This window comes from Ensifer sp. Root278, from assembly GCF_001429285.1.
In the GTDB taxonomy this organism is placed as follows: Bacteria; Pseudomonadota; Alphaproteobacteria; order Rhizobiales; family Rhizobiaceae; genus Ensifer.
Window position 1 is genome coordinate 1 of sequence record NZ_LMJJ01000029.1, and the last position, 13,117, is coordinate 13,117.

Sequence of the window (13,117 nt, forward strand, 5' to 3'; positions counted from 1 at the left end):
CGGCACTCTGCTTCCTGGCGGGGTCGCTCTTCCGATTCCTACAGGACATCCGGCTGTCGCAAGGTGAACACGACGATCGTCAGTTGCGATGATCGCCGAACAGCTCAAGACGCTCGCGCCCCTTAGAAGTGGAAGGCCCCCCTATGATCGGGCCCTGCTGGACGGGGTCGAAGACAAACCCGTCGTTCTCAATGCGCGGTATCCGGCCAGCGCTGGCGGCAAGCACGTTGGGGAGCTTATCCCCGGGTGCGCCCGCCGCCTCGTGTTGAGAGTGGTAAGGACGGAGTTCGCATGCCTCTCGACAAGACTGGCCGCGGGTTTGATTCTACTCAAGGCGAGGAATAGGAGGATATCCTGACTGGGCGGCATCGATGTAGCCGCGAAGCGCTGGCAATGACCCCCCAAAGATCCGAGATCGGACTCGGATCGAGGGCCCGGGGCGCGCAGCGGCAAAATTCTGACGTGTTAGAGCTTGAAAACCGGCGACGGTCCAGCCGTAGATGGCGCCGTCTGTGAAGTCGAACGCTCAGATGGAAGGCCCTGGATTCTACCCGTTTCGGATCTGGGGCCTTTTCTTTTATCGCCCAGTGGCTTCAATTCCCGATGAGGGACTTTAGTCGCTCGCGCTGATCCTTGTCTCGGGTCTATATGAGCGTATGGTGGACAACGGATCGTCAGCTGGATGCCGCGTAGGGCGTCGTCCTGCTCGTCCGATGTCATTTCGCGGATTTCCCAGTCACCTTTGCGCCAGCGTCGCCAGTGGAACTTCCCGTCCCTGCTGGCTTGATGCCATGCGGTCCAGCCAAGTACTCCCATCAAAAGGTCCTGAACAGTGCTCCGCGTGGCAGCCACGATTTAGGCTTCAGCAATAATGATGTCGTCGCGGATCAGCCTCGCCAGCTCGTCTTCGTCGGTCACGCCGAATTCATACCAGTCGATCAGAGATTTGGCAGTTCGACCACCTTCCTGACTATCGGCGCGATGACCGCGCTCGTCGCACCAGTCTCGCAAGATCCGGCGAAGCACGACAATCGTTTCTGAGGTCACCGCCGATTTTGGCCAATCCGTCTTCCACATTGCCACCGCCCCTCTGAACAAGAACCCTATGCGGACTCTGGCCGGACTCACAAGCTGTGAAATCAAGAGCTTTCTAAGGCTGGGCCACGGCCCGAAGATACTGCTATTCACCGCCCCTCAATGCGCTTGAACCTCCGCACCTGTACGGAGGTTCAAGCCATGCGCGCGAATGAAAATGGAGGAATTGCGCGGCAATAAAACCAGCACGATCTCATCTTTAACTTGTGCTTTTCTGGTGCGCAATTTCAAGTATATGATTGCAATTGCTCGTCACGAAATCAATAAGATTTTATGGACAGTAACTAATCAATTAGGGCTACTCTGGACAGCCGCGTGGATCGGCGTCCGCCGAAACGCCGTTTAGAGACCACCGGGAAGAGCTCGAGAAGGTGGTGAGATCCGAGGCAATGGCGGTCGTCGGAGCGAAACTGCCCAGATGGGCGGCGAAATCAGTAGGCGTAAGTCTCACTCAAGCAGAATGGAATATAACCCCTCAATCTTTAGGGGGCCAGGCGATGACATACGTGTTTGAAGTGGTCGACGAAGCGGGTGTGGTTCGCAACTACGTCGCCAAGTTCATGCGTCGGGAAGCGGATAAGTTGGTCGTAGACTACCGCGGGCTTCAGATGCGGTTCGCAATCTCACATATCCGCGACTGGTGCGCCGTCGAATAATGCAGCATCGCTCCGTTCTGAACCGCGAGGGGTCTAAAATATTGCCGAGCCGAGGAAGGATTATAGGTCTCATAGCGGAAAGTGACGTTCACATCGACGGACTGAGTATACCCCCGGGGTTCTACTCGGCGACGGTGAGAACATCTCGTTCCTGCCAGCAGTGGAAGAAAGCGCCGGAGACCACGTATGAACTCCATCTGAACGCCCGCGACCTTAGAGCGGTCCGCGGTTTCATCGGAGATGAACGCGGCGCAAGCATGGATGCGACAACCGCCGTCCAAAAGGGATATTTCACCATCGCCTGATGCGAGGTTGCGCCCTTCGGTCAATGGGTATGTTGCCGATCACGCAAGTCAAGTCACCAGCCAGGGAAGTTGCTCTCTTGCTTCCGGTGACGCCCGCTCATCCAAAGCTTTCTCCATCCGAGGTCTCGCTCGCAAGATCGTGGAGGGCTTGGGTTTCCTTTGAGGCATACTCCGCAGACAGAATGATGGTGAGAAACGCAGCTCGGGCAATGTCCTTTTTCGAAGCACTTGGGTGCCTGGCCTTGACGGCCTCAATCAGGGCCTTTGGCTTCATACTCAGGACTGCCAGTTCCTTGATCGTTTCGGAGATGGTTTCGGTCTCGCGAAGCTTCGTTTCTCGCATCGGTACCCCATGTGTTGACGTGCAACACTCATATCCTCGGTACATGAGAGATTTGTGATTTCAGCCTGCTGGACGGGTGGTCGGATATGGCTAAATAAGTGTTGGCCGTCGTCGCGAGATCTCATTGTCGGTGTACGCCGTCCATCTGCCATATCGCTCGTCATCGGTGGTGAACGGAGGCTCGGATGGGCTCCCCGGAAATCGACAAGGACGGACATCTGCTGCCTGTCACGGTGAGAGCCGACTTGTCGAGCCGTTGACCTCGCAGTCCTAAGCCACGCTTGCTTTTTCAACGTCGATCAATGAGAAACCCCTAAAATTAGATGGAACAAAGATAGTCAGAGTCCAGAACGAAGGCGCAACCATGCCGATAACGACGGCAAGGGCTGCCACAACAAAAAGTCGAGTGAATAAGGAAGGAATACCGACATGAGGCCAGTCGCAAAGGGCAGCCAACCAGCCGTCGTGAAAATGGCGTTGCCCTTGGTGGTTCGATCACGTATTAGCCGCCTGAGTGACCTTCCCGAGCCTGTCCCTGATGTGCAGCGATTTGGGGCAACAGAACCGTCGCGGCGTCCCGCGGAAATAACCGGATCTGCGACTCGGCAAACGTGATGGTCGCGATTGTTGCCCTTGCGCGGCTTATCCGATCCGGACAACAGATTCGGAGATGAACTCGAAGCGGGGGATCGCGAGGTTCTCCGGTGCGGGCCCCTTGCGGACGCGACCGGCAGTATCATAGTGCGATCCGTGGCACGGGCAGAACCAGCCTCCGAAATCACCCGCCTGCCCTAGAGGTACGCAGCCGAGATGCGTGCAAACCCCGATCATCACGATCCACTTCTCCTTCCCCTCCCCGGCAGAGCGGGCAACAGCGGTCGCGTGCTGATCATCGGCAAGGTTGGCATTCCGAGCCAAGGGGTCCTTGAGATCGTCAAGCGCGGTCGCCCTTGCCGCCTCGATCTCCTTCTGGGTGCGGTTGCGAATGAAAACCGGGCGACCGCGCCATTTGACGGTCAGTGACATACCCTCGACGAGCGTAGATACGTCCACCTCGATAGAGGCCATCGCGCGCGTCGACGCGTCAGGACGCATCTGATCGATGAATGGCCAGGAGGCGGCCCCAACACCCACTACCCCTGACATGGCTGTCACCAGATAGAGAAAATCGCGTCGGGTGGGTTCTCGCGTCTCATCCATAGCCATCATGCTGCGGCCCTGCCAAGCCTTGCTCGCCCTGGAGGATAGGGGAGACAAGCAGTTCTCCCGGCAACCTCCGAGGTGCCCAGATGTAAGAATGGCTCACAATTTTACATCGCCATCGTGAGTATTGGAACGTCGGAACTTGTGACCCCAGGCGGTCCTTCAAAGTTACCCAATCTCGTCGGCGTCCGCGACGACGTGATGATTGGTGAGGATATAGCCTCTGCCGCCGACATCGCCGACTGCGGCCGCGCCGCGGGAAGCGGCGCAGGTATGAGGACGAGTGAGGCGAATACGCCAACGTATTTCGACGAACGCGTGGTCATTTTTGGGCCCGAACTCTTAAGTTCCTCCTTCGGTGCACGGGCGAGGCTTGGGTAAAGCCCCCCGGAGTCACGATTTTGGCTCCTGCCAAACCAGCACCAGTTCGACAAACGCCGCGCCGATTCAAGCGCAAAGCATCTCTTACTTCACAAGTCTATCCAAAGCCCACGCCCCGTGGGGGGCGCGGACCTATCATTGCAGTCAGAAGTCCATGCCGGCTGCCGGCATCGGCGGGAGCGGTACATCCGTCTTCGGCTTCTCGGCGACCATGGCCTCGGTGGTGATCAGCAGGCCGGCGACCGAGGCGGCGTCCTGCAGCGCGGTGCGAACGACCTTGACCGGGTCGATCACGCCCTGATCGTAAAGATCACCGAACTCGTTCGTTTGCGCGTTCCAGCCATAGCCAAATTCGGTCTTCTCGCGCAGCTTGCCGACAATGATCGAGCCTTCGGCACCCGCGTTCTCGGCGATCTGGCGCACCGGCGCCTCGATCGCGCGGCGAACAAGGTCGATGCCGTGCCTCTGGTCGGCATTCTCGGTCTGCGTGTTGTCCAGTGCCTTGACGGCCCTCAGCAAAGCGACGCCTCCGCCGGGCAACACGCCCTCCTCGACGGCCGCCCGCGTGGCATGCATGGCGTCGTCGACGCGGTCCTTGCGTTCCTTCACCTCAACCTCGGTTGAGCCGCCGACGCGGATGACGGCGACGCCGCCGGCAAGCTTGGCCAGCCGCTCCTGCAACTTCTCGCGATCGTAGTCCGACGTGGTTTCCTCGATCTGCGCCTTGATCTGCGAAACGCGGCCCTCAATCTCTGTCTTCGAGCCAGCGCCATCGACGATCGTCGTGTTTTCCTTCTCGACGACGACCTTCTTGGCGCGGCCAAGCATATTGAGGGTCACGTTCTCGAGCTTGATGCCCAGATCTTCAGAGATCGCAGTTCCGCCAGTGAGGATCGCGATGTCCTCCAGCATCGCTTTGCGGCGGTCGCCGAAGCCCGGCGCTTTGACGGCAGCCACCTTCAGGCCGCCGCGCAGCTTGTTGACAACAAGCGTCGCCAGCGCCTCGCCTTCGACATCCTCGGCGATAATCAGCAGCGGCTTTCCAGATTGAACGACCGCTTCGAGAACCGGCAGCAATGTCTGCAGGTTCGATAGCTTCTTTTCGTGGATCAGGATGTAGGGTTCCTCGAACTCAACCCGCATCTTATCCGGGTTGGTGACGAAATACGGCGAGAGATAACCGCGATCGAACTGCATACCTTCGACGACTTCCAGCTCCGTCACCGCGGTCTTGGCTTCCTCGACGGTGATCACCCCTTCGTTGCCGACCTTTTCCATCGCTTCTGCGAGGAAGCGGCCAATCTCGGTGTCGCCATTGGCCGAGATGGTGCCAACCTGGGCGATCTCGTCGTTCCTGGTGACTTTGCGGGCGTTCCGCCGCAGTTCCTCGACCACAGCTTCGACAGCTTTGTCGATACCGCGCTTGAGATCCATCGGGTTCATGCCCGACGCCACGGCCTTCGCCCCTTCCTTGACGATCGCCTGGGCGAGAACGGTTGCGGTGGTGGTGCCGTCACCAGCGATGTCGCTTGTCTTCGAGGCAACCTCCCGCACCATTTGCGCGCCCATATTCTCGAACTTGTCCTCAAGCTCGATCTCCTTGGCGACAGTGACGCCGTCCTTGGTGATGCGGGGCGCGCCGTATGACTTGTCGATCACCACGTTACGGCCCTTCGGACCGAGCGTAACCTTGACGGCATTGGCGAGGATGTCGACGCCGCGCAGCATCCTTTCGCGGGCGTCGGAATGAAATTTCACTTCCTTGGCAGCCATTTTTCTACTCCTTCCTCAGTCAGCATTCCTTGTCTGACATAGGTCCGAATCGGCGCTACGCCGCATTTCTCGCTGCGGCGTCGACCTCCATTACGCCCATCACGTCAGATTCCTTCATGATCAGGACATCCTCGCCATTGAGCTTGATCTCGGTGCCCGACCATTTGCCGAACAGGACGCGATCACCCACTTTCACTTCGAGCGGTCGCAGCTGCCCGCTTTCATCGCGCGCACCAGGGCCAGCGGCAACGACCTCACCTTCCTGTGGCTTTTCCTTTGCCGTATCTGGGATGATGATACCGCCGGCCGTTTTTTCCTCGGCCCCGATGCGGCGAACCAGGATACGGTCATGCAAGGGACGGAACGTCATTTCGCTCTCCTCATCGACAACCAGATTTTTCAACAAGTGCTCCGCGCCGCATTCGGAGCGAAGCCGACGCGGGACGCCGAGCCTTTCGGCATCGCGCGCATTTCGATCTGGTTCCTGTTTTTTGAGTTTCAAGAGAGGACCAGAAATTTTTTAGCACTCTAGCCTGTTGAGTGCTAACAGCCTGAATTCAGGAGAGTATTTCACGTCACTGGCGGTTTGGAGGGTATGGCTGCCTCTTGACGCAAGGCATCATGATCCCCACCTTATTCTTGTCGACGCCCAAGTGGGTTGACACTAGTCAGGGAGCCCAAGCTTCTTGGCGCTCCCTCGTACCTATGTTGCTCTACGGAGGATATAGCTATGAGAACAAACCCCGACTTTTCCCCCTTCTACAGGTCGAGCGTCGGCTTCGATCGCCTCTTCGACCTGCTGGAAAACGCCAGCCTCAACGCTGACAACTGGCCACCCTATAACATCGCCAAACTTGGCGAAGATGCATACCGCATTGCCATCGCGGTGGCGGGTTTTGCAGAGCACGAACTGACGATCACCCATGAATCGAACATGCTAGTAGTCAACGGCGCGAAGTCCGAGGATGAGGAGGTACAGTACCTCCACCACGGCCTCGCTCTAAGGCCGTTTGCGCGCAAATTTGAGCTCGCCGATCACGTGATCGTCGAGGGCGCAAAGCTCGAAAATGGCCTGCTCGTCATCGATCTCAAGAAGGAAATACCCGAGGAGATGAAACCGCGTCGGATCGCCATCCACACCGAGATGGCGAAGCCAGCTTCGAAGCAGATCGAAGGCGACGAAGCAGCCTAGCACGGGCGCTCGCTGTTCGACCCTCGCCAGTTGCCGAAACGCCGAAGGAAAGAAGTTGCGCCCAAAAGGAGGCAAAGAAACCGAAGAAAGGATGAAGTCATGAATGTACGTGACCTGATCCCGTGGAGCCGTGGCAGCAGCCAGCTCCCGAGCAGCTATCGCGGTGATGAGATGGATCCATTTCTGTCGCTGCATCGCAATGTCAACCGTCTGTTCGACGAAGTCTTCCGCGGCTTCGCCCCGCCATCGTCGTTCGGTGGGCCATCGCCCTTCCGTGGTTCGTGGCCGCACGTGGAGATCGAGGAGAATGACAACGAGATCCGTGTGCTAGCGGAGGTTCCGGGCATCGATCCAGACGACATCGAAGTGCTGTTGGACGACGGCATGCTGACACTTCGCGGCGAAAGCAAATCAGAAACCGAGGACAAGGATCGCCGGTTCAGCGAACGCTACTACGGGCGCTTCGAACGGCGACTGTCCCTCGGCGGCCAGGTCGAGGAGGGCAGGGTCGCCGCAAACTTCAAGAACGGTCTGCTCACCGTGACACTACCGAAGACAGAAAAGGCGCGAGCCAACGTCAAGCGGATCACCATCGACAGCACCAAATAATCTCGACCGCTATAAAGCCAGCCGGGTGCGGACGTGCCCGGCTGGTTATTCGCGTCGTGGAGCAAGTGAGCACCCAGCCAGCCAGAGGTCTACTTTGCGCCACATCTGGGCCTTCGCGGTCAGTGAAACGGAGGTTGCGTTTCGGCCCCTTCGAGATGGTTGTCATCCGATGCCGCCATTCAACGCGATTGCGGCGAAGCACACTCCGGCAGGCGGCGGACGGAAGCAAGCACTCGGCGAGGGATTAAGCGCACGAGCGATTGATGCACAACCGGGAGATCCTAACTGAAGTGCATCCCGCCGGTTTTAGGGTAGGGGTTCATCGTCGCAGGCTTGAAGCAGGGTCGGCGCGTCGACATCGACCACGTCGATCGTCGTGTTGCCGCTGTCGATCATCGCCTTGATCTTGGCGATCTCGCCACCGTACTCCTGCTCGGAGACCGGACGACCGGTTTCTTCCGCATAGGCGTTGAACACCGCCTTGCGCTGCGCTTCCTGATAAGCCCCGCCGAAACTCATCACCGAAAGCGGTTCGGTGGCGATCGCCGCGCCGGCCGCCGAACCATAGGCAAGCGTCGTCGCTGCCAGAAACATGCGTTGTCTGAACATGGAAATTCCTCTCTGGAGACAGATTTGACGTACCCGTCGCAGTGCCCGTCTTGCTTGCCGGCTATGAGGAAAGCCTATGTTGCGACATGCTGCGGCGCAAATAAGTAGGTATCATGCCGGCATGAGCGGTGCTTATCGGCGTGCTCAGTTCAGGCTTCCGTGACCTTTCTGTTCTGGCCCGATCTGGCTGTTGACGATCCGCATCGCTCATTGCGCAAATGCCTTTGATGACATCACTTTTCAGAAAAGCGAATGCGGTGGTTTGACGTCGCGTTCGGCGTAGCGCGACAGGCGGAGGTCATGCAGGTTGATCCCCGGCTGGCCAGTGGTGAGCCAGTCCGCCAAGGTCTTGCCGACGATCGGCCCCAATGCGAAACCATGACCGCAAAAGCCGGTCGCGATCATCAAGCCGCTCGGCGTGGTCGGCGCGTCCAGCACCGGTATGCCATCCGGCAGGACGTCTATGCCGCCAGCCCACCGCTCGACAATCTGAATGTTTCGCTGAGAGGGGAGGGCCCTCTTCAGCCGGGCTAGACAAGCACGCATATCGGCATCATTGGCCGGAAGCAGGGGGTCACGAACGCCGACAGGGTGGCCGTTCTTTCGCGTCTCCGACTTCGGCAGGCGTTGACGGATATCGTCGAGGAAAGCGCCGTTGAGCTTGAAATTGAAAGACCGGTAATGCTGCAACAGCGGCCCCATGTACCACTCGAGCGCGCGCAGATGCCCAAGGGTGACATCGACGTCCACACGGGCGTCGTTGGCCAGGTTGAAGCTGCCGTCACTGCGCTGGCGCCAGCCGATACCCCCACCGATGCAGGCAACAGCGCTGACAGCCGGTCCCGACGAGGTCCGAGCGACCGTTCCGCGCACCTGATGCTGCGGCAGAGCTATCCCGAGCGAACGCAGGACACGCCAGCTTGCGGCACCTGCGGTGCAGATGATGTGGTCGCTTCGGATCTCACCCCGTTCGGTTCGCGCGGCGACGACCTTGCCACTAGCCACCTCGATGCCGGTCAGGCCGCAACCCTCCACGAACCTTGCTCCGAGGTCGGCGGCTTTGCGGGCAAAGGCCGGCGCCACCAGACGCGGCTCGGCCTGGCCGTCGCTCGGCGTGTAAAGACCACCGACTTGAACTGCCTCGAAGCCCGGTAACAGCGCGCGCACGTCGTTCGCCGACAGGAGGCGTGTGTCGACTCCATGTTGCCGGGACGTTTCCAGGCAGGCTTCATAATGCGCCATTTGCCTGGCGTCGTGGCCGACATAAAGGCATCCGCCCTGCCTCCACCCCAGATCCGTTTGCAATTCTCCCTGCAAGTCCAGCCACAAGCGGTTGCTCGCAATCGCAAGTGGCATCTCCGATGGATCGCGCCCCTGCTGGCGCACGAAGCCCCATGCACGGGTCGATTGCTGTCCGGCGATCCGCGATTTGTCGAGAACGACCGCCTTGATGCCCTGCTTGGCAAGATAATAGGCCGTGGCGCAGCCCATGATGCCTGCGCCGACGATCACGACATCGGCGCGCTGCGGCAAGGCAAAGGGAGAGGGTTCCGGCCGATTGCCGGTTTCAGGGATGATGCGCATGGCAAGCCTTTTGTTCTGATTATCGCTGCTGAAGGGAGGTTGGTGGCCAACCGACGAAGCAACTATCGCAAGCGGTCGCTGGACAATCCAATGCTCATTGTGCGACGGATTTATTTGGAAAACGAATAAATGAGATCGGCAGATGTCCAGACGATTTCCCCCTCTTGGCGGCTTGCAGGCGTTCCTGGCAGTGGCGCGAACCTCGTCGTTCAGTCAGGCCTCCGAGATCCTCCACATCAGCCAGAGCTCGATCAGCCGGCAGATCCTGCAACTGGAAAATCACTTTCGCAGCGCGCTTTTCCTGCGCAGCACGCGGCTTGCTGTCCTGACCGATGCCGGGCGGCGGCTGCTGCCCTACGTCGAGCAGCTCATCGCCTTGCTGATCGAGGCGGATCAGGCGATGACACAGCAGCCACAGACCGTGACGTTGCGCGTCCACCCTTCGCTTGCCATTCGTTGGCTACTGCCGCGTCTTCCAGACCTCTACCACGCGCATCCGCATGTTCGCGTCGATATCGATACCGCCTGGGTTCGAAGGCCCGACTTCGAGCTCGAAGGGATCGACGGAATGATCGAATACGGGGTCGGGCCATGGCCCGGTCTTACCGAAGACCGCCTGTGGGAAGAGCAATTGACGCCGGTCTGCCGGCCCGGGCTGTTCGGCGACCTCAAAGATCGGAAGAGTTTCGATGGCCTTGTGCTTCTGCACATGGACCGGACCTACGAGACCTGGGAGCGCTGGGCTGAAAAGGCGCAGATATCCCTGACAGGTGCGCGCCATCTGACCTTCGACACGCTGGATCTCGCAGTGACGGCCGCCCAACAGGGGCAGGGCCTCGCGCTTGCCGACCTCGCGCTTGTCGATGCCGCGGTTCACGACGGATTGCTGCTGCAGGCTCACCCCGTCCAACTCGACGTCGGCATGGGCTACAGTCTCATTGCACCCAAGACCTCAAGCGGTCTCAAGGGGTTCTCTCTGCTGCGCGAATGGCTGAGGCAGCAGGCGGACATTACACGTCGCGATCTGTCGCGATGACGGGCAAGTAAAGCTGATGCGGTAGAGCTGTCTTAGATCGGGTCTGCGGCGCCCACTTCGGAGCATCCCGCGAAACCGGCGCCCGCGCGAACCACCTTTCCCGGATTCAGCAGCGTCGCAGCGTCGAGCGTGTTCTTGATCCGTCGCATCAGGCAAATCTTCACCGGGTCTGAATTGACCAATAGGGAGCCCATCCTCTTTAGGCCGATCCCATGTTCGGCAGAGAATGACCCACCGATCGCGGCAATGTCCCTGTAGAGCACCTCTTCGACAGCTCTTGCCTTTTCACCTGACACTTCACTGCCCGCCGCGTTGAGGACGATGTGTAGATTTCCGTCGGCAAGATGGCCAAACACATATGGGTCAAACGCCGAATCCAGCTGCTTCAGGCTGGCAACGGAGCGAGCGACATAGGTTTCGACTTCCGAAAGAGGGACCGAGACGTCATAGGATGGCGCGCCCGGATGCTTTCGGTAGATGAGGTCGGTGTCTTCGCGCAGCCGCCAGAGATCCGCCTCCTGTGCGACCGAAGAGGCAATCACGGCCGAAGCGTCGGGATGATCCTCGATGACACCTTCGTAAATGCGCCCCAGTTCCGCTTGCAACACGCCTTCCTCGGGCCCGCCCAGCGAGACCAGAAGGTTTATTGGATGGTCGGCGCTGTAGTCCGGGACCGACCAGCGATGATGGCCCGATGTCAGGCGGAAATAGGCGTTCCAGATCGCTTCTGCCGCGCGGAGATGACCGTACTGCGCGTCGAGCCCTCGGCGGACCGTCTCGAACGCGGCGTCCACAGACGGTAGACCGAAGAGCACGGTAGCGGTGGCAAGCGGTTGGGGTTCAAGCTTGACGGCGATGCGCGTGATGATGCCGAGTGTGCCTTCAGCCCCCACGAAAAGATGCTTCAGATCGTAGCCGGCGGCGTTTTTCACGACCCGTGTGAGGTCTGAGTAGACCGAGCCATCCGCAAGCACGGCCTCCAGGCCGAGAATGCGATGGCGCATGACCCCGTAGCGAAAGGCGGCAATACCTCCGGCATTCGTCGACGCCATACCCCCGATCGTTGCCGAGCCGCGCGACGGCAAATCGATCCCCGTTTCAAGCCGGTACTCGCTGGCCGTTTCCTGCAGCGCCTGCAGCGTCACGCCGGCTTCCACCACGGCAACGCGCTCGACTGGCGATATATGCAGGATGCGATTGAGACGGGCAGTCGAAAGCACGAGTTCCCCCGGTTTGGACACCGCCCCGCCCACGAGGCCTGTTCGTCCCCCATGGGTGACGAGTGGGACCCCGTTGGCAAGGCAACATTCAACGACTGCAGCAACCTCCGCGGTCGTTCTTGGAAAGACCACGGCGCCGGCCCCGAGATTTTCCGGTGCAACGCCGTGATCGACCGAGGAAAGAGCCTCTCCGTCCTTGAGATTTCCGTCACCGACAATCCTGCGAATTTCGGCTTTGAACTCGGGCTTTAGGCAATCCATACGATGCGACCTGCTGGTGGATGTCGGAAGATGTTGAGATGCTTGCGGCAGAGCGTTCAGGCTGACTTGAGCGCACCGCTTTTCTTCGCCGTCCAGGTGGCGATGAGATCCATCAGAACCGGATTGAGACAGTCATAGGGTTCAATGCCCAGTTCGCGTAACCGGGCGCGCATGCCGTCCATTCCAGCAGGATCATAGCCACTCTCGATGATCGAGGAGACGAAGGCGGCAAAGCCGGGCTTCGCCCAGCCCGCTTCCTGGAAACGCTCAGGGTGCACGAAAGACAGGCCCTTGAAGGCATGATCGCGTTCGACGGGACCGTACATGTGCACGCCGCAATCCTTGCAGGCATGCCGTTGAATGAGTGCCGCCGGGTCTATGACCGAGAGCTTGTCGCCGTTTTCGAGCACCTCAACGTTGTCCGTCGGCGCCACGGCAACGACTGAGAAGACAGCTCCGTCGGGCTTCCAGCATTTGGTGCAGCCGCAGGCGTGGTTGTGAGCGATGTCACCCCTGACACGGACTTTCACCGGATTGTTTGCGCAGTTGCAGACGAGCGTACCCCCGGCAAAGGCCGCGTCCGTCGCCTTGAACCCGCTGTCCACCGATGGATGTATTGCAATACTCGGCATGGGCTTCTCCTCCTTCATAGCCGGTGCGAGATGCCCGGCCGATCTCAAACACCGTCAATCTCGCGGTGCGATCAATGCACTGCCGTCTGAAAGCGGTATTGAACTCGCGCTCAGTATACCACCACGCTGCGGATGCTTTCGCCGGAATGCATCAGCTCGAAGCCCTTGTTGATGTCTTCGAGGGCCAAGGTGTGGGTGATCATCGGATCGATCTCGAT

13 protein-coding genes are annotated in these 13,117 nt (G+C 59.5%); 4 read left to right on the forward strand and 9 right to left on the reverse strand.

Annotated features, from left to right (window positions below; translation table 11 throughout):
- Positions 1-855: 855 nt before the first annotated feature.
- Positions 856-1,077: a hypothetical protein gene (locus ASE60_RS19520; RefSeq protein WP_057252211.1), complete on the reverse strand. Its 222-nt coding sequence runs from the start codon at positions 1,075-1,077 to the stop codon at positions 856-858.
- 515 nt (positions 1,078-1,592) lie between these two features.
- Between ASE60_RS19520 and ASE60_RS35240 the strand changes: the two genes are divergently transcribed.
- Positions 1,593-1,751: a hypothetical protein gene (locus tag ASE60_RS35240; RefSeq protein WP_192495797.1), complete on the forward strand. Its 159-nt coding sequence runs from the start codon at positions 1,593-1,595 to the stop codon at positions 1,749-1,751.
- 402 nt (positions 1,752-2,153) lie between these two features.
- Here ASE60_RS35240 and ASE60_RS19535 read toward each other — a convergent pair whose 3' ends face one another.
- The 4 genes from ASE60_RS19535 to ASE60_RS19555 all read right to left on the reverse strand — a co-directional run bounded on the left by ASE60_RS19535 (position 2,154) and on the right by ASE60_RS19555 (position 6,126).
- Positions 2,154-2,399: a hypothetical protein gene (locus ASE60_RS19535; protein ID WP_057252214.1), complete on the reverse strand. Its 246-nt coding sequence runs from the start codon at positions 2,397-2,399 to the stop codon at positions 2,154-2,156.
- A 642-nt stretch (positions 2,400-3,041) separates the two neighbouring features.
- Positions 3,042-3,605: a ubiquinol-cytochrome c reductase iron-sulfur subunit gene (gene petA, locus ASE60_RS19540; protein ID WP_057252224.1), complete on the reverse strand. Its 564-nt coding sequence runs from the start codon at positions 3,603-3,605 to the stop codon at positions 3,042-3,044.
- Positions 3,606-4,127: 522 nt separating this feature from the next.
- Positions 4,128-5,756: a chaperonin GroEL gene (gene groL, locus ASE60_RS19550; RefSeq protein WP_057252216.1), complete on the reverse strand. Its 1,629-nt coding sequence runs from the start codon at positions 5,754-5,756 to the stop codon at positions 4,128-4,130.
- Between the two features lie 55 nt (positions 5,757-5,811).
- The gene (locus ASE60_RS19555) at positions 5,812-6,126 is read right to left on the reverse strand and encodes a co-chaperone GroES (RefSeq protein WP_057252225.1); all 315 of its coding nucleotides are present in this window, start codon (positions 6,124-6,126) and stop codon (positions 5,812-5,814) included.
- 360 nt (positions 6,127-6,486) lie between these two features.
- Between ASE60_RS19555 and ASE60_RS19560 the strand changes: the two genes are divergently transcribed.
- On the forward strand, positions 6,487-6,948 hold the full coding sequence (locus ASE60_RS19560; RefSeq protein WP_057252217.1) for an Hsp20 family protein: 462 nt from the start codon (positions 6,487-6,489) through the stop codon (positions 6,946-6,948).
- A gap of 99 nt (positions 6,949-7,047) precedes the next feature.
- The gene (locus ASE60_RS19565) at positions 7,048-7,557 is read left to right on the forward strand and encodes an Hsp20/alpha crystallin family protein (RefSeq protein ID WP_057252218.1); all 510 of its coding nucleotides are present in this window, start codon (positions 7,048-7,050) and stop codon (positions 7,555-7,557) included.
- Positions 7,558-7,863: 306 nt separating this feature from the next.
- Here the strand turns inward: ASE60_RS19565 and ASE60_RS19570 are convergent, their stop codons facing one another.
- Together ASE60_RS19570 and ASE60_RS19575 are read right to left on the reverse strand one after the other, a co-directional pair.
- A complete protein-coding gene (locus ASE60_RS19570) occupies positions 7,864-8,166 on the reverse strand; it encodes a hypothetical protein (RefSeq protein ID WP_200964192.1) in 303 nt (100 codons plus the stop codon).
- A 240-nt stretch (positions 8,167-8,406) separates the two neighbouring features.
- Entirely contained in the window at positions 8,407-9,750 is a 1,344-nt protein-coding gene (locus ASE60_RS19575; protein ID WP_057252220.1) for an FAD-binding oxidoreductase, read from the reverse strand.
- Between the two features lie 142 nt (positions 9,751-9,892).
- Here ASE60_RS19575 and ASE60_RS19580 point away from each other — a divergent pair, with 142 nt between their 5' ends.
- Positions 9,893-10,786 carry a LysR substrate-binding domain-containing protein gene (locus tag ASE60_RS19580; RefSeq protein WP_082615941.1) on the forward strand — a complete coding sequence of 298 codons (894 nt, stop codon included), beginning with the start codon at positions 9,893-9,895 and terminating at the stop codon, positions 10,784-10,786.
- Positions 10,787-10,818: 32 nt separating this feature from the next.
- Here ASE60_RS19580 and ASE60_RS19585 read toward each other — a convergent pair whose 3' ends face one another.
- Both ASE60_RS19585 and gfa read right to left on the reverse strand, forming a co-directional pair.
- A complete protein-coding gene (locus ASE60_RS19585; RefSeq protein WP_057252222.1) occupies positions 10,819-12,267 on the reverse strand; it encodes an FAD-binding oxidoreductase in 1,449 nt (482 codons plus the stop codon).
- A 56-nt stretch (positions 12,268-12,323) separates the two neighbouring features.
- Positions 12,324-12,899, reverse strand: a complete 576-nt coding sequence (gfa, locus tag ASE60_RS19590) for an S-(hydroxymethyl)glutathione synthase (RefSeq protein ID WP_057252223.1) — start codon at positions 12,897-12,899, stop codon at positions 12,324-12,326.
- Positions 12,900-13,117 lie beyond the last annotated feature (218 nt).